The organism is Aestuariispira ectoiniformans (genome assembly GCF_025136295.1).
GTDB lineage: Bacteria > Pseudomonadota > Alphaproteobacteria > UBA8366 > Aestuariispiraceae > Aestuariispira_A > Aestuariispira_A ectoiniformans.
This window is the reverse complement of sequence record NZ_CP062788.1, coordinates 354850-377750: the sequence shown is the minus strand read 5'-3', so window position 1 is coordinate 377750 and position 22901 is coordinate 354850. Positions and strand designations below refer to the sequence as shown.

The 22901-nt window shown below is 60.3% G+C and carries 24 protein-coding genes; 9 read left to right on the top strand and 15 right to left on the bottom strand.

Translation table 11 applies throughout. The features are described 5' to 3' along the window. Positions 1-56 precede the first annotated feature (56 nt). The 5 genes from cobN to IF205_RS01770 all read right to left on the bottom strand — a co-directional run bounded on the left by cobN (position 57) and on the right by IF205_RS01770 (position 7616). On the bottom strand, positions 57-3818 hold the full coding sequence (gene cobN / locus IF205_RS01790; RefSeq protein ID WP_259781575.1) for a cobaltochelatase subunit CobN: 3762 nt from the start codon (positions 3816-3818) through the stop codon (positions 57-59). A gap of 114 nt (positions 3819-3932) precedes the next feature. Next, a complete protein-coding gene (locus IF205_RS01785; RefSeq protein WP_259781574.1) occupies positions 3933-4739 on the bottom strand; it encodes an enoyl-ACP reductase FabI in 807 nt (268 codons plus the stop codon). Between the two features lie 7 nt (positions 4740-4746). Next, positions 4747-5970 (bottom strand): beta-ketoacyl-ACP synthase I, encoded by a 1224-nt coding sequence (gene fabB, locus IF205_RS01780; protein WP_259781573.1) that lies wholly within the window; start codon positions 5968-5970, stop codon positions 4747-4749. A 30-nt stretch (positions 5971-6000) separates the two neighbouring features. Continuing rightward, positions 6001-6540 carry a bifunctional 3-hydroxydecanoyl-ACP dehydratase/trans-2-decenoyl-ACP isomerase gene (gene fabA, locus IF205_RS01775; protein ID WP_259781572.1) on the bottom strand — a complete coding sequence of 180 codons (540 nt, stop codon included), beginning with the start codon at positions 6538-6540 and terminating at the stop codon, positions 6001-6003. Between the two features lie 161 nt (positions 6541-6701). After that, entirely contained in the window at positions 6702-7616 is a 915-nt protein-coding gene (locus tag IF205_RS01770) for a DMT family transporter (protein ID WP_259781571.1), read from the bottom strand. Positions 7617-7827: 211 nt separating this feature from the next. Here IF205_RS01770 and IF205_RS01765 point away from each other — a divergent pair, with 211 nt between their 5' ends. After that, positions 7828-8133, top strand: a complete 306-nt coding sequence (locus tag IF205_RS01765) for a hypothetical protein (protein ID WP_259781570.1) — start codon at positions 7828-7830, stop codon at positions 8131-8133. Between the two features lie 94 nt (positions 8134-8227). After that, on the top strand, positions 8228-8863 hold the full coding sequence (locus IF205_RS01760; RefSeq protein ID WP_259781569.1) for a DUF459 domain-containing protein: 636 nt from the start codon (positions 8228-8230) through the stop codon (positions 8861-8863). On the opposite strand, the gene IF205_RS01755 is transcribed toward IF205_RS01760, so the two are convergent. The 6 genes from IF205_RS01755 to IF205_RS01730 all read right to left on the bottom strand — a co-directional run bounded on the left by IF205_RS01755 (position 8855) and on the right by IF205_RS01730 (position 13061). Next, complete coding sequence (locus IF205_RS01755; RefSeq protein WP_259781568.1) at positions 8855-9589, bottom strand: substrate-binding periplasmic protein; 735 nt, start codon at positions 9587-9589, stop codon at positions 8855-8857. The two genes, IF205_RS01760 and IF205_RS01755, sit on opposite strands and share 9 nt — an antisense overlap. 177 nt (positions 9590-9766) lie before the next feature. Next, entirely contained in the window at positions 9767-10354 is a 588-nt protein-coding gene (locus tag IF205_RS01750; RefSeq protein ID WP_259781567.1) for a DoxX family protein, read from the bottom strand. Next, complete coding sequence (locus tag IF205_RS01745; RefSeq protein WP_259781566.1) at positions 10351-11103, bottom strand: HvfC/BufC N-terminal domain-containing protein; 753 nt, start codon at positions 11101-11103, stop codon at positions 10351-10353. The genes IF205_RS01750 and IF205_RS01745 overlap by 4 nt, the downstream gene beginning before the upstream one ends. Then, a complete protein-coding gene (bufB, locus tag IF205_RS01740) occupies positions 11100-11942 on the bottom strand; it encodes an MNIO family bufferin maturase (RefSeq protein WP_259781565.1) in 843 nt (280 codons plus the stop codon). The genes IF205_RS01745 and bufB overlap by 4 nt, the downstream gene beginning before the upstream one ends. Positions 11943-12068: 126 nt before the next feature. Then, on the bottom strand, positions 12069-12365 hold the full coding sequence (locus IF205_RS01735) for a BufA1 family periplasmic bufferin-type metallophore (RefSeq protein WP_259781564.1): 297 nt from the start codon (positions 12363-12365) through the stop codon (positions 12069-12071). Positions 12366-12536: 171 nt separating this feature from the next. Continuing rightward, the gene (locus tag IF205_RS01730) at positions 12537-13061 is read right to left on the bottom strand and encodes a YHS domain-containing (seleno)protein (RefSeq protein WP_259781563.1); all 525 of its coding nucleotides are present in this window, start codon (positions 13059-13061) and stop codon (positions 12537-12539) included. Positions 13062-13191: 130 nt separating this feature from the next. Between IF205_RS01730 and IF205_RS01725 the strand changes: the two genes are divergently transcribed. The 4 genes from IF205_RS01725 to IF205_RS01710 all read left to right on the top strand — a co-directional run bounded on the left by IF205_RS01725 (position 13192) and on the right by IF205_RS01710 (position 16368). Then, positions 13192-14052, top strand: coding sequence for an AraC family transcriptional regulator (locus IF205_RS01725; protein WP_259781562.1), 861 nt, complete (start codon positions 13192-13194; stop codon positions 14050-14052). A 50-nt stretch (positions 14053-14102) separates the two neighbouring features. Beyond that, positions 14103-14801: an SDR family oxidoreductase gene (locus IF205_RS01720; RefSeq protein WP_259781561.1), complete on the top strand. Its 699-nt coding sequence runs from the start codon at positions 14103-14105 to the stop codon at positions 14799-14801. A gap of 17 nt (positions 14802-14818) precedes the next feature. Beyond that, a complete protein-coding gene (locus IF205_RS01715) occupies positions 14819-15187 on the top strand; it encodes an MmcQ/YjbR family DNA-binding protein (protein ID WP_259781560.1) in 369 nt (122 codons plus the stop codon). Between the two features lie 77 nt (positions 15188-15264). Next, positions 15265-16368 carry a PLP-dependent cysteine synthase family protein gene (locus tag IF205_RS01710; protein WP_311195726.1) on the top strand — a complete coding sequence of 368 codons (1104 nt, stop codon included), beginning with the start codon at positions 15265-15267 and terminating at the stop codon, positions 16366-16368. On the opposite strand, the gene IF205_RS01705 is transcribed toward IF205_RS01710, so the two are convergent. Genes IF205_RS01705 through IF205_RS01695 form a run of 3 tightly spaced genes read right to left on the bottom strand, consistent with a single transcriptional unit; the run spans position 16356 to position 18506 of the window. Next, positions 16356-17486 (bottom strand): aminotransferase class I/II-fold pyridoxal phosphate-dependent enzyme, encoded by a 1131-nt coding sequence (locus IF205_RS01705; RefSeq protein WP_259781559.1) that lies wholly within the window; start codon positions 17484-17486, stop codon positions 16356-16358. The genes IF205_RS01710 and IF205_RS01705 overlap by 13 nt on opposite strands. After that, a complete protein-coding gene (locus IF205_RS01700; RefSeq protein WP_259781558.1) occupies positions 17483-18088 on the bottom strand; it encodes a helix-turn-helix transcriptional regulator in 606 nt (201 codons plus the stop codon). Before IF205_RS01700 ends, IF205_RS01705 begins: the two co-directional genes overlap by 4 nt. A gap of 52 nt (positions 18089-18140) precedes the next feature. Beyond that, complete coding sequence (locus IF205_RS01695; protein WP_259781557.1) at positions 18141-18506, bottom strand: cupin domain-containing protein; 366 nt, start codon at positions 18504-18506, stop codon at positions 18141-18143. 113 nt (positions 18507-18619) lie between these two features. Here IF205_RS01695 and IF205_RS01690 point away from each other — a divergent pair, with 113 nt between their 5' ends. Then, complete coding sequence (locus tag IF205_RS01690; RefSeq protein WP_259781556.1) at positions 18620-20050, top strand: aminotransferase-like domain-containing protein; 1431 nt, start codon at positions 18620-18622, stop codon at positions 20048-20050. A gap of 78 nt (positions 20051-20128) precedes the next feature. Next, the gene (locus tag IF205_RS01685; RefSeq protein WP_259781555.1) at positions 20129-20638 is read left to right on the top strand and encodes an HPP family protein; all 510 of its coding nucleotides are present in this window, start codon (positions 20129-20131) and stop codon (positions 20636-20638) included. Here the strand turns inward: IF205_RS01685 and IF205_RS01680 are convergent. After that, positions 20588-21850, bottom strand: coding sequence for an MFS transporter (locus IF205_RS01680; RefSeq protein WP_259781554.1), 1263 nt, complete (start codon positions 21848-21850; stop codon positions 20588-20590). The two genes, IF205_RS01685 and IF205_RS01680, sit on opposite strands and share 51 nt — an antisense overlap. A 93-nt stretch (positions 21851-21943) precedes the next feature. On the opposite strand from IF205_RS01680, the gene IF205_RS01675 reads away from it, so the two are divergent. Further along, the gene (locus IF205_RS01675) at positions 21944-22858 is read left to right on the top strand and encodes a LysR family transcriptional regulator (RefSeq protein ID WP_259781553.1); all 915 of its coding nucleotides are present in this window, start codon (positions 21944-21946) and stop codon (positions 22856-22858) included. The last annotated feature ends 43 nt before the right edge of the window (positions 22859-22901 follow it).

The following is a 22901-nucleotide window of genomic DNA, read 5'->3' as shown; positions in this document are numbered from 1 at the left end:
ATGTAACACAAAATCCGCGCCTGTCCTGTGATGAATGTCACCGGCGGTTTTGCCGTCTATGACAGCCGCCCCTTGCGTCCCAGGCCGCCCAATTCGTCGAAGGCCGAATTATGTTTGGTGGACCACAGCCCCCGGTCCAGCGCCTCGCGCAGTTTGTCGGCGATATCCTTGAGGGCTTCCGGGTTATGGCTCTCCAGGAAGTCGCGGACCTTTTCATCCTGTAGATAGGCCTCGTAGACCGCATCGAAATGATGATCGGAGACGCATTTTGCCGTGGCCGCGAAGGCGAATAGATAATCCACCGTGGCGGCCATCTCGAAGGCCCCCTTGTAGCCGTGGCGCATCACGCCATCGATCCATTTGGGATTGACCACGCGGGCGCGCACGACCCGGCCGATCTCGTCTTCCAGCGTGCGGATCTTGGGGCTTTCAGGGCGGGAATGGTCGTTGTGATAGACCGTCGGCTGGTTGCCCGACAGCATACGAACCGCCGCCGTCATCCCACCTTCGAACTGGTAGTAATCATCACTGTCCAACAGGTCATGTTCGCGGTTGTCCTGGTTGTGCAGGACCGCCTCCACCTGTGCCAGTCGGCGCTCAAACAGCCCGTGGGCCGCCTCGCCGGTGGCACCCGCGCCATAGGCATAACCGCCCCAGGCCACATAGGCGCGTGCCAGATCGTCTTCGCTTTCCCAGCCGTTTTCGTCGATCAGCGCCTGCAACCCCGCGCCATAGGCACCGGGTTTGGAGCCGAAGACGCGCGCGCCTGCCCGCTTGGCGGCGCTTTCCTCGTCGAGGCCGGATTTCGCCAGTTCTTCCCGTTCCGCCAGCCAGTTGGCGGCGAGCGGATTGTCCGCCGGGGCCTCGTCCAGTTGCGCAACCGCACGTGCGGCACTGTCCACCAGATCGATCAGGCCGGGGAAGGCGTCGCGGAAGAAGCCGGAGATACGCAAAGTTACATCCACCCGTGGACGGTCCAGGATATCCAGCGGCAGGATTTCAAAACCGGTGACACGGCGCGATGCACTGTCCCAGGTGGGACGAACCCCCATCAGCGCCAATGCCTGGGCGATGTCGTCACCGCCGGTACGCATATTGGCCGTGCCCCAGGCGCTGAGTGCCAGACGCTTGGGGTAATTGCCATTGTCTTGGGCATAGCGTTCCACCAGCAACTGCGCGGACTTCCAGCCCAGCGTCCAGGCGGCGGGCGTCGGCACCGTGCGGGTATCGACCGAATAGAAATTGCGCCCGGTGGGCAAAACGTCGGGCCGTCCGCGTGTCGGCGCACCGGAGGTGCCGGGGGCGACGAAACGCCCGTCCAGACCGGTCAGGATGCCGTCGAGTTCCGACGGACCGCAGCTTTCCACCGTCGGACGCAGTTTGTCCTGGATTGCCTGTAGAACGGCGGCGCTGCGTTCACCGGGGGCTTCCGCCTTGCCCTGCACCATCGCCAGCGAGAGCAGTTCCATCCGCTCCACCGTGTCGCCATTCGTGCGCCACAAGGCCTCGCTTTGGCTTTCCAGGATGGCCGGACGCGGGCCGGTCCATTCAGCGCCCATTTCACAGTCCAAGGGATCGAAGCTGTCGGGCATGTGCAGGTCTTTTGCCAGCGCGCGCAGCAGGGAGGCATCGCCGCCATCAGCCGTGCCGCGCGGCACCCGCGCCAAGGCGACGAGCAGGTTATCCAGCAGATCGCCCTCCGGGGAGGACCCGAAGATATGCAACCCGTCGCGGATCTGCAGTTCCTTCAACTCGCAGAGGTAATTGTCGAGCTGCGCCAGCGCATCGTCTTCGGATGCGCTTTGGTCCATACCGCAGTCCTTGTCCAGCCCGATACGGCGGGTCAGTTCCAAAATCTCTTTTTTCAGAATTTTCAGACGACGAGGGTCAACACCTGCGGCCTCGAAATATTCATCGACCAGCAGTTCCAGGTCCTTCAGAGGTCCATAGCTTTCCGCGCGGGTCAGCGGTGGTGTCAGATGGTCGATGATCACGGCCTGGGCGCGGCGCTTGGCCTGCGTGCCCTCGCCGGGGTCATTGACGATGAAGGGGTAGAGATGGGGCAGCGGCCCGAAGACCGCCTCCGGGTAACAGCTTTCCGACAGTGCAACCGATTTCCCCGGCAGCCATTCCATATTGCCGTGCTTGCCCATATGGACAACGGCATCGGCGCGGAAATCATTCCTGAGCCACGCATAGAAAGCCAGATAGCCGTGCGGCGGCACCAGGTCCGGGCTGTGATAGGTCTCCACCGGATTGATGTTATAACCGCGCGCGGGCTGCAGCCCGATTACGATTTTACCCAGACGGAAGGCGGGCAGCGCGAACCTGCCGCAATCCACCTCGCCGGGTATGAAGAAGGGGTCGGTCTCTGCCGGGCCCCAGCGTTCGGTCACCGCATCCTGCACATCTTGCGGCAGGCTGGCGAAGAACATCTGGTATTCGGCAAAGGACAGCGTCTCACGAATTTCGCGGCCTTTGATATCCGCATTGGTCGGCCCGGCGGCCAGATGGTTGATCAGGGCGTCGCTGTCGGCAAAGGGGATCAGCAGGTCATAGCCATCGTCCTGCATGGCCTGCAGCACATTCATCGCCCCTGCGGGCGTATCCAGCCCGACGCCATTGCCAAGACGGGCATCCTTGTTGGGATAGTTGGCAAAAACCAGGGCTACCCTGCGGTCGGAGGTCTCCTTGTGGCGCAAGGCAAGCCAGTTGGCGGCAAGGTCTGCGACAAAGGCACAGCGGTCCTTGACCGGCTGATATTCGACGATATCGGCCTGGATATTCTCATCCTTGCGGGACAGGCCCTTGAAGGAGACGGCGCGGCTCAGGATGCGGCCATCCACTTCAGGCAAAGCCACATTCATGGCGATGTCACGGGCGCTCAACCCGTTGAGGTTTTCCCGCCAGATTTCCTCGTTGCCGCCGGAGAAGACCACCTGGAAGACCGGACAGTCCAAGGCGTCGAAAGGTGTTTCGGATTTCTCCACGCCGGGCTTGGAAAGTGCAAAGCTGGTGGCGTTCAGCACAATACCGGTCCCGGCCTGCACCAATAGTTCTTCCACCGTGGCGGCGACCACCGGGTCCTTGAGGCTGGCGGCGTAAAGCGGCAGGGCGTTGACCCCGGCCTTGTCCAGCGCGTCGATCAACTGGTCCAGCACACGGGTGTTGGCGGCCTGAACCAATGCACGATAGAAGGTGATGGCGGCAACCGGGCGGCCTTCCTTCCACGGCAGGTCTTCCAGACCGGGCTGGCTCAACCCCGGCCAGTAGATGCCCGCGCGCAAAAGCGGTGCGGGTTCCTGCCACTGGTCATTCTCACGACCGATCAGTGTGCCTGCATAGCGCAGGAAGTTGGCCGCATTGTCCACGCCGCCGTGTACGCAATATTGCCACAAGCGGTGGGAGGCGTCCTTGGAAAGGGAACTCAGCCCCGCCAGTTCCGCATCCGGCTGATCGTCACCCGGCAGCCAGGCCAGCGGGATATTCTTCTTGCGGCAGAGCGCGGTGATCTGTTCCACGCCATATTCCCAATAGCCGCGCCCGCCCAGCAGGCGTCCGATCACCAGCTTCGCATTGGCGATAATTTCCTCGGCATAAAGGTCGACGGAATAGTTGTGACCCAGATGCAGGAGGTTCGCGACGCGCACCTGCGGGGCATCGCCGTCGCCGGCCAGAATCTGCCCTTGGGCCGCTGCAAAACAGGCGATTTCCGTATCGGCGGCGGTCAGGATGACGATATCGCCCGGGGTTTGTCCCAGGTCGATGGCTTCCGAACCGTCGTCGACGGCGCCAGGGGTGGCCGCAAGCAGATGCATGGCAAAACTCCCAAAGACTGACGGGCGATACAAAAAAGGCCCGCGCGGTGGTGGGGAAGCCCCAACTTTTGCGCGGACCTTTCAGATAAAATCAGGCCGGTGTCAAGGCCCGGATCACGTTTCCGGAACGGCCATGCCGATCACATGGTAACCGCTGTCGATATGATGGGTTTCCCCGGTGACGCCTGCGCTCAGGTCCGACACGAAATACATGCCTGCGCTGCCGATATCTTCAAGGCTGATATTCCGGCGCAGCGGCGAGTTTTCGGCCTGCCAGTTATAGACAAAGCGCGCCCCGCCGATGGCGGACCCGGCAAGCGTGCGCATCGGTCCCGCCGACAGGGCGTTGACGCGGATGCCGTTGCGGCCCAGGTCCATGGCAAGGTAACGCACGCTGGCTTCCAAAGCCGCCTTTGCAACACCCATGACGTTGTAGGAGGGCATGACACGTTCCGACCCGGAATAGGTCAGCGTGATCAGGCTGCCACCGTCCTTCATCATCGGTTCCGCCGCCTTGGCAACGGCGGTGAAGCTGTAGCAGGAGATGTCCAGCGTGCGGGAGAAATTGTCCCGGCTGGTATCCACATAACGGCCTTTCAGCTCGTTCTTGTCGGAATAGGCGATGGCATGGACCACGAAGTCCAGGCTGTCCCAATATTCTCCGATATCGTTGAAGGCGCGGGTGATGTCTTCGTCGCTGGAGACATCGCAGGGCACGCAGAAGTTGGAGCCAAGCGATTCCGCCAGCGGACGCACGCGCCGTTCCACCGTTTCACCCTGATAGGTAAAGGCCAGTTCCGCCCCTTGCGCGGCACAGGCTTTGGCAATTCCCCAAGCAATGGAGTGGTCGTTGGCCACTCCCATGATCAGACCGCGTTTTCCGGCCATAACCCCTTTTTGTTCTTGTTCTTGATCAGACATGGACGTCCTACTCCGCGAAGCGTTTCATGGCCAAAGTGCAGTTGGTGCCGCCAAAGCCGAAGCTGTTGGACAGGGCAAGATTGATATCGATGTCATCGATCCGCTGGGTGGCAATACTCATACCGTCCGCATCCGGGTCGAGGTTTTCGATATTGATGGATTCCGCAATAAAGCGGTTCTGCATCATCAGCATGGAATAAATGGCTTCCTGCGCGCCGGTTGCGCCTAAGGAGTGGCCGGTCAGTGATTTGGTGGAGCCGATTACGGGCATGTTGCTTCGCGTGCCGAAGACTTCACGAACCGCGCCCAGTTCCTTGGTGTCCCCCACCGGAGTGGAGGTGCCATGGGCATTGATATAGTCAACCGGGTCGTCAAGACCGTCCAGCGCCATCTTCATGCAGCGGACCGCACCTTCGCCGGAGGGCTGTACCATGTCATAGCCATCGGAGGTTGCGCCATAGCCGACGATTTCGGCATAAATCTTGGCACCACGGGCCTTGGCATGTTCCAGTTCTTCCAGAACCACCACCGCACCGCCGCCTGCGATGACAAAACCGTCGCGGTCCGCGTCATAGGCGCGGGATGCCTTGGTCGGGTCATCGTTGTATTTGGAGCTGAGTGCGCCCATGGCGTCGAACAGAACCGTCATGGTCCAGTCCAGTTCCTCGCCGCCACCGGCGAAGACGATGTCCTGCTTGCCCCATTGGATCAACTCGGTGCCGTTGCCGATGCAATGCGCCGAGGTGGAGCAGGCGGAGCTGATGGTGTAGTTCACGCCCTTGATGTGGAACGGCGTCGCCAGGGTTGCCGAATTGGTCGACGACATGGTCCGCGGCACCATGAAGGGGCCGACGCGTTTTGCGGATTTCTCCCGCGCCGTGTCCCAGGCCCACAGCATGTTTTTGGTGCTGGGGCCGCCGGAACCCATGATCAGGCCGCTGCGTTCGTTGCTGACATCGCTTTCCTCCAGGCCGGCATCTTCGATGGCCTGGTTCATGGCGATATAGTTATAGGCCGCGCCGTCGCCCATGAAGCGCAGAAGCTTTTTGTCGACATGGTCGGCAACATCCAGCTTCACATCGCCATGGACATGGCTGCGGAACCCGCGTTCCTTATAGTCTTCACTAAACGTGATGCCGGAACGACCGGCCTTCAGTGAATCCAGGACTTCGTTCTGGTTGTTCCCGATACTGGAAACAATCCCGATCCCGGTGACGACAACTCGACGCATTGGCGTGCTCCCTGGTGTTCGTCTGTTTGATTACTGCGCGTCGTCGGGCACAAACAGGCCGACTTTCATGTCTTTCACTTCGGCGGCGGGCTTGCCGTCCACCTTCATGATCCCGTCGGCGATGCCCATGATCAGGCGGCGCATGATGACACGTTTGAAATTAATCTCGTAGGTGACCTTCTTGGCGGTCGGCAGAACCTGTTCGAACAGCTTCACCTCACCAACGCCCAAGGCGCGGCCCTTGCCCTGGCCACCAAGCCAGCCGAGGAAGAAGCCGACAAGCTGCCACATGGCGTCCAGGCCAAGGCAGCCCGGCATCACGGGGTCGCCTTCGAAATGGCAGTCGAAGAACCACAGGTCCGGTTTGATATCCAGTTCCGCAAGGATATGGCCTTTTCCGTGCTCACCGCCATCTTTGGTGATGGATACGATCCGGTCGAGCATCAGCATGTTCGGCATCGGCAACTGGGCGTTGCCCGGGCCGAAAAGTTTGCCTTTTGCACATTCGATAAGCTCTTCATAGGAAAAGCTGTTTTGATGGGTCAGGCCACCCGCAGCGACGTTTGACAAGGGCGCTCTCCAAAAACGTTGTTACCTATCCCGTATCGGTATGCCCCTGCGCCGATACGGCCCTCTCAGCCGTAACCTTTATACCACGTGACGGCACAACACAATGGATTGAACCGCAGCTTTATGACGCGGCCAAATCAAATCTTTCGGCGCGGCAGACCTCAGGCGGGCCGCTTGGCGGGGGTGGCGGCTTTTTTCTGGCGGCGTTCGCGATGGATGATGTAGAGACCGCTGCCGATGATGATGACCGCACCGGACCAGACCTGGCTGGACGGCAGGTCGTCCCAGATCAGGAAGCCGATGATGGTCGTCCACAAAAGGGCGGAATATTCAAAGGGTGCGATCACGCCCACCTGCCCGGTGTTGAAGGCGCGCGAGACAAAGACATGGCCGCACAGCGCCAGCCCGGCCATTCCCGCCACCACGCCGATGTCCAGCAAGGTCATCGGAACCCAGACGAACGGCGCGAAAATCGTGGAGATCAGGGCCACGCCGAAGTTGAAATAGAAGACAATCTTGAAGGTGCTTTCGGTGCTGCCCAGCCAGCGGACCGCCAGGGTGGTCACGGCATAGAAGACACAGCCGACCACGACGACCAGCGCCATGGGATGAAAACCGTCGGAGCCCGGCTGCAGGGCGACCAGCACGCCGATAAAGCCGATGACGATGGCGGCCCAGCGATGCAGCCCGACCTTTTCCTTGAACAAAGGCACGGACAGCGCCGTCATGATGAAGGGGGCGGCGAAGAAGATGACCGTGGCATCGGCCAGCGGCAGGGTCTGCAGGGAGGTGAAAAAGCAGAAAGGCGCCAGATAGGCAAAGGCCGTCCGGACAGCGTGGTCCCGCAGGCGCTTGGTATAAAGCTGCTTGCGAAGGCCGCCGTTGAAGACCGCATAGACCAGCAATATCGCGGTTACGATCCAGCCGCGAACGGCCAGGATCTGCACAACCTCATAGTTGGCGTGGACCAGCCATTTGGCGGTGGCATCCATCATGGAGAGCGAAAAAATACCGACTACGAGATAGATAATAGCCTGGAGATTATTTCTCTCCGAGATAACTGATGACTGCAGCATGCCTTCCCCCAGATTGGCCCACTTCCCTTTTTTGAGACCTACCTATTGTTGAAAAACAGTTGGCTGGCAAGGGCCAGTTATTCATAAGTCTTCGTCCAGGTGGTGGGGCAGGCGATGGGATCGGTCATGGGGATGTGAAGAAAACTTTAACATTCATCATGCTAGACTCACCGATGCCGAACGTTGAAGCAATCCAGAAAGGAGAGGCGCAATGTCGGAACATGCCAGACCCAAAATGAAGCCCCATCCGTTGCCGACGGAGGGTTTCGACAACGGGCCCCCCGCGGAAGAGAACCCCTTTACCGATAAACAGCCGATCCCGGTTGCCAATCCGGTTCTGTCGGCAGAGATGGTTCCGGCGGGGGCGGTCCTGGCGGAATGGCGGCCGCGTTCGCATGGGCGGGCGGGTGTCGTTGCTGCCTTGCAGATGCTGGAGGCGCTGGACCATCAGCGACCGCATCTGAAGGACAAAGAGCATCTCTACGATGGTTGCACCAAAATGCTTGGTGACGACTGACCTACCGGTCATTCTCTCTAACCGGTTGACCCTTTACCGGTTGAATTGAAAGGGTCTGCATGCTTGTTTGGGCACGGGTCTGAATGAGGGTTCCATGACAGTTACACATATCTGTTTCGTTGGGGCCAGCACCACCGAAGGTGTTGGCGATGAATGCCATCTTGGCTGGCCCGGTCGGCTTGTCGGCATGCCCCCGGCGGCCAACGCCCTGAAATCCGTCTATAATCTGGGGGTCCATGGTCAGACCACGGCTGAGATCGGCGCGCGCTGGCGGTCCGAATGCGTGGCGCGCCTGCCGGTGAATGGCGCGGGCGCGGTTGTCTTCTTTTTCGGCCTCAATGACATTGCCCAGGTGAACGGCGGCCCGTTGCGCCGCCCGTTGCACCGGACCCTGGCACAGGTGGAAGAGATTGTCGGCGAGGCAAAATCCCTGTGGACGACGTTATGGGTGGGCCCGCCGCCGGTCGCGGAAGACCGCATGCCTGTCCGGTCCGAAAACGGCCACGCGTTCAGCTTCACAAACGAGCGGATCGAGAGCCTGAACAAGGCCTATGGTGAAATCGCGTCCCGGTTGCAGGTGCCCTATCTGGACCTTCTGGATGATTTTGCCGGGCGGGCGGAATGGTTGGCGTCGTTGCGGGCGAACGACGGTTTGCACCCCGCCGGTACGGGATATCAAATGCTGGCGGAAAAGGTGGCGGACTGGAAAGTCTGGCAGGACCTATTCTAGGCCGTAGCTTTTCTTGAGCTTGCCGATGCGCCCGCTGTTTTTCGCGAGCCACTGATTGAGTTTCTCGATGATCTTCCTGTGCTGGATCGTTCCCAGTCGATAGCTGTCCCGGGTGACGTTCTCCTGATCATCGAAGATCAGGGCATCGGGCTTGTGCAGGAAGTTCGCCATGAAATATTTGACGACACTCTTGTTCGCATAGACCGCGTCGGAACGCCCGCGCAGCACATGCTGGACCACATCGCGCAGCGAGTCATGTTCGCTGACGTGGATTTCACCGTTTTCAATCTGCTTCTGGAAGGCCTGCGGTGTGAAACCCCGGACGAGGGCGATGCTTTTGATCGGCTTTCCCCGGTTCTCCGGTTTGATGCTGAGCCCGTCGGTGAATTCCGCGACCGGGTCGCTGTAGATCAGGGTCGCCCCGCTATGTTCGATCCAGCCGGGATTGGCCGGATATTTGAAATCGACGATGCCGGTGGCAAGATTGCGGGACAACCGGATGATGGGATAGGCCTGATAGCGGAAATTGATGCCTTCATCCTTGGCAAAGGCGTCCAGCAGGTCCCGGATATAGCCATAGACCTCTTCGCCCACGGCGCTGTAATGGGGCATATATTCGATATTCTCGATACCCACTACATAGGTCTCGGCCCGGGCGCGGCCGGTCATGGCAAAAGCCGCCGCCGCCTGCGCAAAGGCAAACGTGCAGAGCAGGAATATTTTCAATCGTGTCGCTGGCTTGGAAAAATATGGCACCGTGGTGGCCTCAGCCCCAATCCCTATCTTTGATCGGGGCGCAATATAGGGGAGGAACAACCATTTGTTGAGGTAGCTAGTTACCGTAATTCATAATGTTTCAAAAAAATCGCCCAAGACCGCAGGAAATCGGGAGAACATACACCCTCAAAGGTTGATCTGGCGCGCCAGTATATGATCGAGAGAGAGCCTCCCGGCCCCTTTCGTGGCAATTATCAGCAAAAGGAACACCCAAAGCAGGCGCTGGTCGATCAGTTCCGTGGGCAGACCGTTGAACAGGACGCCCGGGCCGACCCCATGGAAGACCACATCGACGATGGTCTGCACGATGACGAAACCGATCATGCCCAGGGCCGACAGGCGCGAGAACAGCCCGGCGACGATCAGAAGGGGGAGCAGGATTTCCGTGAGGCTTCCGGCGATGACGACAAGATGCCATGGAAAGAAGGGAATGGCTGCCACATCATAGCTGTATTGTTCGGCGATGCTTGGCAGGATCTGTGCAAAGGCCCCTGCCGACGGCGGGAACAGCCCGAGAAATCCGGAATCGAATTTGGTGAGCGCGCTGTTGAAATAGTAAGGCAGCAGCAGGGCGGCAAAGCCAAGCCGTGCGGCAAACCCGATCAGCCAGTCGTCCCCGGTGGCCTCGACCGTCCGGACCAGGTGGCGATATCGTGTCATGATGCCGGATTTGACGGTCTGCCCCGTCTGTTGGGTCGTGGTATCCGTTGTCACTGTTCGTCTCCTGTTGCGATGGCGGTGAAGACCCCGGCTGTGAGAAGCAGTCCGAAGGTTTGCGTGATATCGAAATCGGCGGAAATTCCGGTTGCGGCGTCAAAGGCTTTGGCCACGCTCCTGCCCGCCATCAGGCGACGGGTGAAGATGGCCGCCGGTGGCTGGAGAAGGTGCAGGGCAACCTCCCACCCGGGCCGGACGATCAGGGCGGTTTCCGCAACCGCCTGAATGTCACCTGCCGGGGAGGCGTCCGGTTGGTTGGCATGCCAGAGAGAGACAATCGGATAGGCTGACGACACAAGGCGGCATGTGGGGTGCATCCGGAACCGCAGCGACGGTAGATCGATGCTGCCTGCTGACAGTTTTCCAGGCCTTATCGGGTCTGCATCGGCGGCATGAAGCGCCTCCAGCCACGCCCGTTCCAGCCGCGCCATATCAGGCAGATAGGGCAGGCCCCGGGCGGGGGCGAAATCCTCGATGAATGCCGCGAGACCATCGCCATACAAGGCAAGGGATATATCGCCTTTGGGGCCAGCAAGGTAGTACTCGCGGGCCATTGCCTCGAAGAATTCCTGTCCTACCAGCCGGGCGATGACCGGATAGGCATCGGCCAGGGCGTCGATATGGGCGCGATAGACATTGTTGCGGTAAATCGAAAAACGTTCCGCATTGTAATCGGCAAGGGATTGCGGGTCCCGGTTTCGAAGGGCATTGGCAAAATCGTCGTAGAAGTCGGTTCCATGGCTCATGCGACCGGCTCCACCTCGCCTGTAACGGCATTTAACAGCGCATCCGCGCGGGTGGCCTCACCGGCAAGCACGGGCCAGTCCGGCAGGTCATTGTCCCATTCAATCAGGGTCGGGCGCGCGCCGATCCGGGTGATCAGCCGGTCATAAAGCGTCCAGACGGCACTATCGACGGGCCGCGAATGGCTGTCGATCAGGACCGGGCCGTCGCTGGTCTGGCTGCGGTCGTGACCGGCCAGATGGATTTCACCCACCAGCTCCGCAGGAATGGCATCGATATAGGCCTCCGTGCTGGTCCGCAGGTTGTGGGCGCTGACATAGATATTATTCACATCGACCAGCAGGCCACAGCCGCTTCGCCTTGCGACTTCGGCCAGAAGCTCGATTTCAACGAGATTACTTTCCGGCAGGTCCATATAGGAACTGGGGTTTTCGATCAGGATTTGGCGGTTGAGTGCCTCCTGAACCTGATCCACGCTGTTTATCAGCCGGTCCAGTGATGTGCGGTTCATCGGCATGGGCAGCAGGTCGGCGAAATAGTTGCCGCCGTGAGACGACCAGGCCACATGTTCCGACACCAGGGCCGGTTCGAACCGGTCAACCAGTTGCCGCAGGGCCGTCAGGTGGTCTGTATCCAGCGGCTCCACACCGCCCAGCGATAACCCGACCCCATGCAGGGACAGCGGGTAACTCTCCCGCAGGCGTTCCAGTTGCCGCAGGCGCGGGCCGCCTTCAACCATATAGTTTTCCGCATGGACCTCAAACCAGGACAGCCGACCCGGATCATCCAGGATCGCCGACAGATGTTGTGGTTTGAACCCCACACCGCTGCGTGCCGGCATGGCGGGGACCATGCGCGGCGACGCGGGGGGAAAGGAAGCTGTTCGGGGTTTGGCTTCGGACATGATTGAGTGGCGCCGACAGGATGCCGTCGGTTTGATTTCCGGCGGCCTGTCGGAGACTTTCCGTTAGGATTTCGGCAGGTCGCGTTTCAGCGGCGTCAGGCTGCCGGAGACGTCACGACCGTCAGCGGTACTCATTGTGATGCTTTCACAGGTGCCCGCCGGAACCAGTTTCCAGGCGTTGCCCTGATAGTCGATTACCGACGTACCGGCACAGGTCGTGCCCGGCCCCGCGGCACAGTCATTCTGGCCGGCCTTGGCAACGCCATAGCATTTTTCCTTGCCCGCGGCGACGGCGGTATCCGTGGCGGCGACGGTAACAGCCGCGGCGAGGGCGGCGGCCAGGGTCATTGTAGTCTTCATGGTCACTCTCGTCCTTCTGGTTGCTCAACGTTGACCGGCGTCTGTTTTTCCGGGCCGGTCAAATCACATATATTGCTGGTTTTTCGACCTGTAACCCACATGACGCGGTTCTCACCGACATGTTATGGGGCGTGAGTGCCCACACCCCATAACGCAGGTGGAATGAGAGGCTTACTGTGCGCCCTGGGTCAGGCCCGACGGCGGGCTGTTTTCCAGTTTGGCGTCGGCGACGGTTTCGATGATCGACCAGTTATGATCAGCCCCTTTGACAAAGCCGGGGATGTCCTTGCTCCAACGGGCCTGCACCTTCTTGTTCAGGTTCAGATAGAGTTTGCCATCCTTGATGGTCCAGGCCTGGGGGTCGCCGTCAAACTTGCGGCCCATGGCCGTGCCGAAGGCACAGAAACCGCCATATTGCGGCGCGTATCGGGCCGGGTCGGCCATGAACATGTCACGGTTTTTCGCACTGGAGAACTGGTAGCTCGCGCCGTTGTAGCTGGCTGTGTAGGAGCCTTTGCCTTCAACCGGCTTGCCTTCGGTGAAATAGGCGACGACGTCATAGCCGTGAACCGCCATCCCGTTGGTGAGGTTTACCTCTTCCGCAGCCTGGGCCAGGGTTGGCAGGCTGGCGGCCCCGGTGACGACGAGTGCACTGGCCAGCAGGGCGGACCGCAGGATTTTCGATGCGATGGACATGGGGGAATACTCCTTATCACCTTCAGTTGATCTGCCTTGATTTCCACGACCGGCGCCGCCGCCTTAAATATTCCGACAGCAAAGGGCGACCGGCCCATGAACTCACGTTAGACAAGGCAGGGGTGATTTGTTGTCTGAAGAAACACGCCATTCGTCTGAAACCGATCTGCTTTCCGCATTGTTGGATCGCGGCCCGTTGAATGCGGGCGTTTTCTTTGCGGGATCGGTTTGCCGTCACACGGATTTTCCAGCCGATGACAACAAAGGCCATATGCATCTGGTTCATCGCGGCCCGGTGACATTGGTAACAGAGGGCAAAGACCCCGTGGAAATCATCCAGCCCAGCCTGGTGATGCTGGCAGAGCCCATCCCCCACCGGATTTTGTGCAGTGAGGGTGTGGGGGCGGAACTGGTCTGTGCCCGGCTTTCCTTTGACGCAATGGTTGCCCATCCAAGGCTGCTTGGCCTGCCGGACGAACTTATCCTGCCCTTTGCTGATGTTCCCGGGTTGGATGCTGCGGCCAAAAGCCTGTTCGACGAGGCCTTCTCGGAACGGTTCGGCCGTATGACGGTTTTGAATTCGCTGGTGGAGTTGTTGCTTCTTTATCTATTGCGATATTGCGTGGCGTCGAACCGGACCGACCGTGGGCTGCTGGCCGGGCTCGCGGACCCCAAACTGGCCCGTGCCCTGGTGGCGCTTCACGAAGATCCGGCGGCGGACTGGTGTATCGAAAACCTGGCCGATGCGGCAGGGATGTCACGTGCAAATTTTGCGGCGGCCTTCAAGATGCGGATTGGCGTATCGCCGGGCAATTACCTGACGTCGGTCCGGCTGACCCTTGCAAAACAGAAGCTGCGGGCGGGTGAACGCCTGAAGGCGGTGGCCCCGCAGGTTGGCTACAAAAGCACAACGGCGCTTTCCCGCGTGTTTGAACGGCATTTTGGCACCGCGCCGCGTGACTGGCTGCATCAGGAATCTGCCAGCATGTGATGATCCTGTGTTATCCTTTCGGGGTCGCATGAAAACCGGGGAGAAAGCCAATGGAAAAGCGTGCATTGGTGGTTGGCGCCAGTGGCAGCATCGGGCGTGCAATTGCCTCGCGTCTGGCGGCAGACGGCTGGTCGATCCTGGCCCACGGCCGGGACGAAAAGGAAATAACCCGAACCCTGGAGACGGTCAGAAAACAGGGCGGTGACGGCGACTATCATCTGGCGGAACTGACCGATATGGATCAGGTTGCGGACCTTGCCGAATGGGCCGGTTCGAAAGGGCCGCTGGACGCGGTCATTTATTCCGCAGGCGGCGGGCGGTCCACGGCGATCGGGGCGGAAAGTTTCGACGAATGGGATCGCACCTTGAATGCGATCCTGCATGCGCCGATGCGGCTGACCGCGCTGACGCTGCCATTCGTTCGCCAGGCGCAGGGCGGTTATCTCTATATCTGTGGCATGTATGCCAAAATGGGTATCGCGAAAATGGCGGCCCATTGCGCCGGACGGCATGGCCTTGAAGGTTTCGCGAAAAGTCTGTTCGAGGAGGTGCGGGAGGACGGCGTGCGTGTGACGCTGATACACCCGGGCTTTGTCTATTCCAGGCTTTCCAATACCGAAACACTGGACCCGGACAGAATGATCCATGTGGATAATATTGCGGATATGGCCGCACTGGCAGTAACCTTGCCTGGCAATGCCTGCGTTACGGAAATGACGGTCCGGCCGCAGCGGTCGCCGTATCGTTAACTGGATTAGGGGGAAACATGACGGATCAAACTGTCGAGCGTTTTCGGACACTCTGTCTGGCGCTGCCGGAGGCGGTGGAAAAGGAAACCTGGGGCGATCCGACCTTCCGGGTCCGCGGCAAGATTTTCGCCATGATCAAAAGCGGGGACGGACGGCTGTCCCTATGGTGCAAGGCGCCGCATGGCGTGCAGGAAATCCTGGTCGGAAGCGACCCGGAGCGGTTTTTCCGTCCGCCCTATGTGGGGCCGAAAGGCTGGATCGGTATGCGGCTGGATAATGATCCCGACTGGGGCGAGGTAGAGATTGTGGTACAGCGCAGCTATGGTCTGATCGCGCCGAAAAAGCTCACAAAGCTGGTCGATATCAAGCGATATGGGGAATTGTAAGCATACGATGTCCTGCTTGATGGTCTGTGATCTCCCGGCTAAATAGTCCACAGGTTAACTGTAAAACAGGATGTCTCATGGCGGATAAGAAATGCCTGACGGCGATGGCGGGGGATGAAGAACGTGTGGCTTGCGACCATGGCTGGGTCTGCGAAGCCATTGAACGGATCAAGGCGGATTTCAACCGCTCTGCGGATACCCATCTGATCCGTCTGGACCTGCCAGCCTTCGACGGGATCACGCTTTACCTCAAGGATGAATCTACCCACCCCTCCGGTAGCCTGAAACACCGTCTGGCGCGCTCGCTTTTCCTCTATGGCCTATGCAACGGCAAAATCGGGCCGAAAACCCCGATCGTGGAATGCTCCTCCGGTAGTACCGCCATTTCAGAGGCCTATTTCGCCAAGCTGTTGGGCCTGCGCTTCATCTCCGTCGTGCCGGAAAGCACCGCCCAGCGCAAAATCGACCAGATCGAATTCTATGGCGGCGAATGCGTGAAGGTGCCCGCCCCGCAGATCTATGCGGAGGCCGAGGCCCTGGCCGAACGGCTGAACGGTCATTACATGGACCAGTTCACCTATGCCGAACGGGCAACCGACTGGCGTGGTAATAACAACATCGCCGAAAGCATCTTCGCCCAGATGGCGCAGGAGCCGAACCCGATCCCCGACTGGGTGGTGATGAGTGCGGGCACCGGCGGCACATCCGCCACCATCGGGCGGTTTATCCGCTATAACCCGAGCCTGCTGGACAAGACCCGGCTTTGCGTGGCGGACCCGGAAAATTCGGTCTTCTTCGACTATTACCGGGACCGCGATGACACCATCCGCTCCACTGCCGGCTCCCGCATCGAAGGGATAGGCCGACCCCGTGTGGAACCCAGCTTCCAACCCCATGTGATCGACCGCATGATGCGCGTGCCGGACGCGGCCAGCATCGCCACCATCCACTGGCTGGAGCGGGTTCTGGGCCGCAAATGCGGCGGGTCCACCGGCACCAATGTGCAGGCGGCGCTGAAGCTGATGGGCGAGATGAAGGCCGATGACCGCCAGGGCAGCGTGGTTACCATGATCTGCGACAGCGGCGAACGCTACCTCGACAGCTATTACTCCGACGCCTGGATCAGGGAACAGGGCCTCGACCTCGCCCCCTGGACTTTGGAATTGGATCAGTTGATCTGATTGGACTTCAGATAGGCGCGCCAGGCGGCGAGACCCTCGTCGATATTGGCGCGCCCGAAGCCGACCCGGAACCGGTTCCAGGTGACCGGCAGCAGGTCCGACTTATAGATTTTGGGTGGCAGCAACAGCACGCCGCTTTTCTCCACCAGATCCTCACAGAAATCATCCGTACTGCCCGGCCCGATATATTTCGGGAAACCGACACAGCCGCCGTCGGGCCGTTGCCAGTCGAAAAGCTCCGGGAATTCACTGAAAAAGGCGGTCAGCTTGTCTGCGTTGTCCTTGGCAAGCCTGCGGTTCTTTTCCAGGATCACATCGCGGGCGCGCAGGGCGATCAGGGAAAGATGTTCGCTGGGTGCGCTGTTGCAGATGGACAGGTAATGTTTGTAGCATTCCATCTGGCGCAGCAGGTCACGGTCCTTGGCGGCGATCCAGCCGATGCGCAGCCCCGGCAGGCCATAGGCCTTGGACATCACATTAAGCGACAGCCCGCGTTCGTAGACGTCGGCCACCTGTGGCAGGCGGATGTCTTCGCTGCGTTCCACCAGTCGGTAAACCTCGTCGCTGAACAGCCAGATGCCGTGTTCCCGACAGAGATCGATCAGGGCATCGAAACGGTCGCGGCTTAAGACCGCCCCGGTCGGGTTGTTGGGAAAGTTGATGGAAATCAGCTTGGTATTGGGGCGGATGGCGGCACGGACGGCGTCGATATCCAGGCTCCAGTTATCGTCGGGGTCCAGCGGCACGCCGGTCACCTCACAGATTGCCAGAGGCAGGGTCTCGGCGGCCTGATAATTGGGCACGACGGTGATCACATGATCGCCCGGTTCCAGCAGCACCTTCATCGCCACATAGATACCTTCCTCGGCGCCTGCGAAACAGAGGATATCGTCGGCATTGGCGGTGTCGTAAGTTCCGGCGATTTCCGTGCGCAGGGCCGGATTGCCATAGGTTTCGGTATAGCTGAGGCGGAGGCTGTCGAAGGCCTCACGGTCCTCGTCGCTGGCCAGCGCCAGCAATTCGGCGATGCTCATGCTTTCGAAATCGGAGGCCGTCATGTGATAACGTGCGGCGAATTCCCATTTGGAAAAGAAGGTCTCCAGTTCGAAATTTCTCATGACCCCTCCTTGAGGTATTTGTAAATCGTCGCCCGGGCCAACCCCAGACATTGCGCCACATAGGGGGCGGCGCCCTGGCCCTGGAAGGCGCCCTGGCCCTGCAGATGCGTGACGAGGCGGCGCTTGTCCTCACGGCCAAGGCTTTGCAGCGTCAGCCCTTCGTCGCGCAACCATGTCTGGATCGACTGGTTGATGCGTTCATGCCAGTCGTCCCGGAACAGGCCGTCGACCGCCGGGTCCGGCGTTTCGGGCAGGGCCAGCATTGTGCCCAGCAACTGATGCAGGCGGCTCATTTCCGACTGGTCCAGGTTGATGCAGAGCAGGGCCTCGGGCGCGCCTTTGGCGTCCGGCATCACGACCGAGATGGACTTCAGCATCCGCCCGTCCCAGTTCAGCTTCTGATAAGGGCCGATGACCCTTTGCCCGCTGGTGAAATCCACATCATCGATCAGCGACGGCGCACCGATCTCGCGATTGGAAAACGGGTTGGCCATATAGGCGACCTGTTGTGTCGCGAGGTCATGGACCACCACTTCCGCGTGGGGATGCAGCAGGGCGGCAAGGGCATCGGCCAGATTTTTATATGTCGACAGAAATTCCATATTTGGACATATAGTCTATATATGGATTGATTGTCTACATCGAATTGAGGCCTTAGACCCAGTCATCCTCCGGGGCGGTGCGCTCACCCCCGGCGCTGCCGGTATTGGCCGTGCCTTTCGGTTCGATCAGCAGCATCTTGACCTCATCTTGTGCATAGGGTTTGTGCTCAACCCCCTTGGGCACAACGAACATCTCCCCCTCATTGAGAGTGACGGCGCCATCGCGGAAGTCGATACGCAGGCTGCCTTCAAGCACGAGGAACACCTCGTCGGTATCCGGGTGATCGTGCCAGACGAAATCTCCCTTAACTTTCACGACCTTGAACAGATAGTCGTTCATAGCGGCGATGTTTTTCGGCGACCAGTGATTGTTGAACAGGCTGAGCTTGTTTTGCAGGTTGATGGCTTGATAGGTCATGGTTTTGGTCCCTGATTTGTTTCAGAAACCTTGTAGCGTTGCTGAAAAAACAATAACAGTTACAGAAATTGACAATATTGATCATAACAGTTTGACCGGAAGGCCGGAACGGAATGCGCGACAATGACGCCTTCAAATACGAAGAGGTAGCCGATTTCATCACGGGGCTGGTGGAAAGCGGGACCCTGCGGCTGGGCATGAAGGCCCCGTCGCTGCGCGCTGTCGCCCGCCAGACCCGGACCAGTGTCACGACCGCCCTGCAGGCCTATCGCCAGTTGGAGGACCGCGGCGTGCTGGAGGCGCGGCCCCAATCCGGCTTTTACGTCGCCCGCGGTGGTGACGGCGGGATGGACCTGCCCGCCTGTTCCAGACCGCCCCGGCAGGGTGTGGATGTGACCAAGGCGAGTTCAATCCATCATCTGTTGGCCCATGCGGCGAATACCAAGCTGGCCCCGCTGGGCTGTGCGGTGCCCAGTGCGGCGGTTCTGGCGTCGGGGCGTCTCGACCGGTTTCTGGCCCGTGCGGCCCGCACCAAAAGTGTGAATTACAATGTCTATACGGAGCCTCGGGGTGACCTGGCCCTGCGCCGCGAAATCTGCCGCCGTGCGGCCCGGTGGGGACAGGTGCTTGCGCCGGAGGACCTGGCGGTTACCTGCGGCTGTACGGAGGCGTTGTTCCTGGCGTTGAAGGCCGTGACACAGCCGGGCGATCTCGTTGCCATCGAATCGCCGACCTATTTCGGGATGTTGCAGGTCCTGCAGCAATTGGGGCTGAAGGCATTGGAACTGCCAACCGATGCGCGCACGGGGCTGGATGTTGCTGCCTTGGCGGAGGCTCTGTCCGTTCAACCGGTGAAGGCCTGCCTGTTTTCATCCGGTTTCAATAACCCTTTGGGCTGCTGTATGCCGGAGGAAAACAAGCGGGCGGTGCTCGACCTTCTGGCGCGCCATAATGTGCCCCTGGTGGAAGATGACGTCTATGGGGATGTCTATTTTGCGGGAAACCGGCCCCGCCCGTTCAGCAGTTTTTCCTCTGCGGCGGATGTTCTTTATTGCGGGTCTTTTTCCAAGACCCTGTCGCCCGGTTATCGGATCGGCTGGGTAGCCTCTGCCCGGTATATGCGCCGCATCGTTGATAGCAAACTGGCCGTGACGTTAAGCGGCCCGGCCCTGCCGCAGGCGGCGGTGGCGGACTATCTGGCCTCCGGCGGTTTTGACAGCCATTTGCGCCGGGTCCGGCGTATTTTCGCAGACAGTCTGGACCAGATGCGCCAAGCGGTAGAGGCGCATTTCCCCGACGGCACACGGGTGTCCAGGCCCGCTGGCGGTTTCGTTCTCTGGGTGGAAATGCCGGCGGGGTTCGACACCCGCGCCCTGTTCGCGGCCGCCCTTGACCATGGCATATGTTTCGCACCGGGAGATTGCTTCACCGCCAGCGACCGCTATACCAATCACCTGCGGCTCAGTTGCGGCCATATCTGGAACGAGACCATTGCCGGGGCCGTCGAGACCCTTGGCGAACTGGCAAAAGCGCAAAGCCAATAAAAAAATATGGACGGGAAATAGATTTCACGCTAATTGACGCGTATTAAATTTATTCCACATATGTTGACGGTAATATAGATGTCTACCGACCGCCAGACGCGCCGGATATCCGAGGGACGAAAATCCAGCCGCAACGCGATAGAGATCGCCTTTTGCGGCGTTGTGGCGTTGGTCACGATTGGCGGTCTGGGTTTGATTGGCGAGTTTTCAGGAACGCCGCTTTTGATGGCCCCGCTGGGGGCCAGTGCGGTTCTTCTGATTGCCGCGCCGACGTCGCCATTGGCACGTCCGCGCAATCAGGTGGGTGGTCATATGATTGCCGCGATGATCGGCCTTGCTGCGATCCTGCTGCCGGTGGAAGGCATCTGGGTGGCCGGTGCGGCGGTGGCGGTTACGGTCATGCTGATGATGATTTTCGGCGTGGAACATCCCCCGGCGGGCGCGGTGCCGCTGGTCATGATCCTGGGCAAAGTGGAACCCGGGTTTGTCCTGGGTCCCGTGCTCTGCGGTACCATATTCCTGGGCTCTGTCTCTCAGCTATTCTACCGGTTCCGGCGCCGCCGCTCCCTTTGCGCAGCAGAGGCCTGACGGCCCTTCCTGTTGCGATTGGTGGACGGCATATCCCGTCACCGTTTCGCCGGACGTCGCCCGGGCGCTGCGGCGTGACAGCCACAAGGCGCCGAGGCTGAGGGCGAGGAAGACAATGGATGCCAGCGGCAGGCCCGATAACCCGGTGATTGGGAAAAGCGCGCCCGATGTGAAGGACCCTGCCGCGATCCCTGCATAGATGGCAGAGGAATTGAGCGCCAGGACGAGGCCCCGGACCTCGGGCGCCAATTCCACCATCCGGCGTTGCTGGGACGGCATGAACAGGTCGTTGCTGACCGCCCAGAGGCAGAGGATGGCGGCGGCGCTCAGGACCCATCCCGGTGTCAGATACAAGGCGGCGAAGACTACGATCAGGCCGATGAGGGCTGTGGCGATTGCCCGGTCCGCCGACCAGATCCGCGCAATACGCCGCGCCATGACATTGCCGGAAATGCCCGCCACCCCATAGACCAACAACAGGATGGAAATCAGGTTGTCGCCTGCGCCGAACTGTTCCCGCAGGACCGGGGAGATCATTGTGTAGGTGGCGCATATGCCTGCCATCTGCAGCACCATGACGGCGATCCCGGTGGCAACGGTCGGGCGGGTCATTACTTCAAACAGATGGGCAAGGCGGATACGTGGCCCGGCGCTGCCTGCGGCGGCGAAGAAGGCCACCAGGACGGCGACCGTCAGGGTGATGATCCCGATCAGGCCCAGGGTCGCACGCCAGCCGATTGTGGCGCCCAGCCAACTTGACAGGGGCACGCCCAGAACCAGGGCGATGGTCATGCCGCCGAAGACCACGGCCAGGGCGTGGCCGCGCTGTTCGTCAGGCACCAGACTGGCGCCAAGGGCGGATACGACCGGCCCGATGGCGGCCCCCCCGACGGCGGCCAGAATGCGGGCCGCGAAGAGAAGACCATAGTCGGGTGCCAGGGCGGAATCGAAAGCGCCTGCCGCCATCAGCACAAGCCCGGCCACAAGGACACGTTTGGGCGGCAGATGACCGAAAGCGATCTGCAACAGCGGGGCGGTAATGGCGAAGGTGATCGAGAAGACGGAGACCAGGAAGGCGATATCTTCCTTGCCGTGGCCGATGGACGTGGCGATCTGCGGCAGGGTACCGATGATCGAAAGCGAGCCGACGCCCAGGGAAAAATAGGCAAGACTGAAGAGGTTGAGGGACAGTTTTACGGATTTTCCGGGCACGGCGGCCTCCTGCTGACAGCGATGGGGAACCGCTGTTATTTAAGGCTGCCTGTGGTATATCTGAAATCGATTGTCGATATTGGACGTATAACGATGATGGATATCAAAGGCATTGACCTGAACCTGCTGGTTTCGCTGGATGTATTGATCGAAGAGGCGAATGTGACGCGGGCCGCCGCCCGCCTGGGGATCAGCCAGCCCGCCCTGTCCTCGCAACTGGCGCGGCTGCGCGATCTATTCGGCGATCCGTTGCTGGTGCCGTCGGAAACAGGGCGCGGGATGCTGCCGACGACCCGGGCGCTGGACCTGCGCGATCCGCTTCATGCGGCGCTCAAGGATATTGAAACGGTGGTGCGCCGACCGCCCGGTTTCGATCCCATGACCGATGATCGTGTGTTCAATATTGCGGCCAGCGATAACTCGACCATCACCTTGGGCGTTTTCCTGGTGGAGCGGCTGCGCGACATTGCCGGTCCCGGTATTCGCATCGCCTTTCAGACGGCGCGTGCTGACCTGGTCGCTGCACAGCTTGAACGCGGAGATGTCGATATCCTGATCGGGTCGCGGCACATGGTCCCGCCGACGATGAAGGCGCGTAAGCTTTTTGACGAGAACTACGTGATGGTTCAACGCAAGGGGCATCCCCGGGGAACCGGGGCACTGGACCTGGACAGCTATTGCGCGCTGGACCATGTTCTGGTGTCGACCAGCGGCGGCAGTTTCCGGGGCACGATCGACGAACAACTGGAGGCGTTTGGACGGAAACGTAATGTGGTCCTGTCGGTGCATCAATTCGTGCTGGCGCCCATCGTCGTGGAGCGGACCGACTATGTCTCGACCCTGCCCGAACGGCTGGTGCGCTGCCGCGCCGCGCGCCTCGACAGTTTTGAGCTGCCCTTCATCGCAAAGGGCTATTCCATTTATGCCGCCTGGCATCCGCGCAGCCAGGCCGATCCGGCGCATAACTGGCTGCGACAGCAATTGATAGAGATGGGCCGTCTGCATTGATCAGCCGCCGGGCTGGTTGGTACGGGCCAAACAGGCGCTTTTC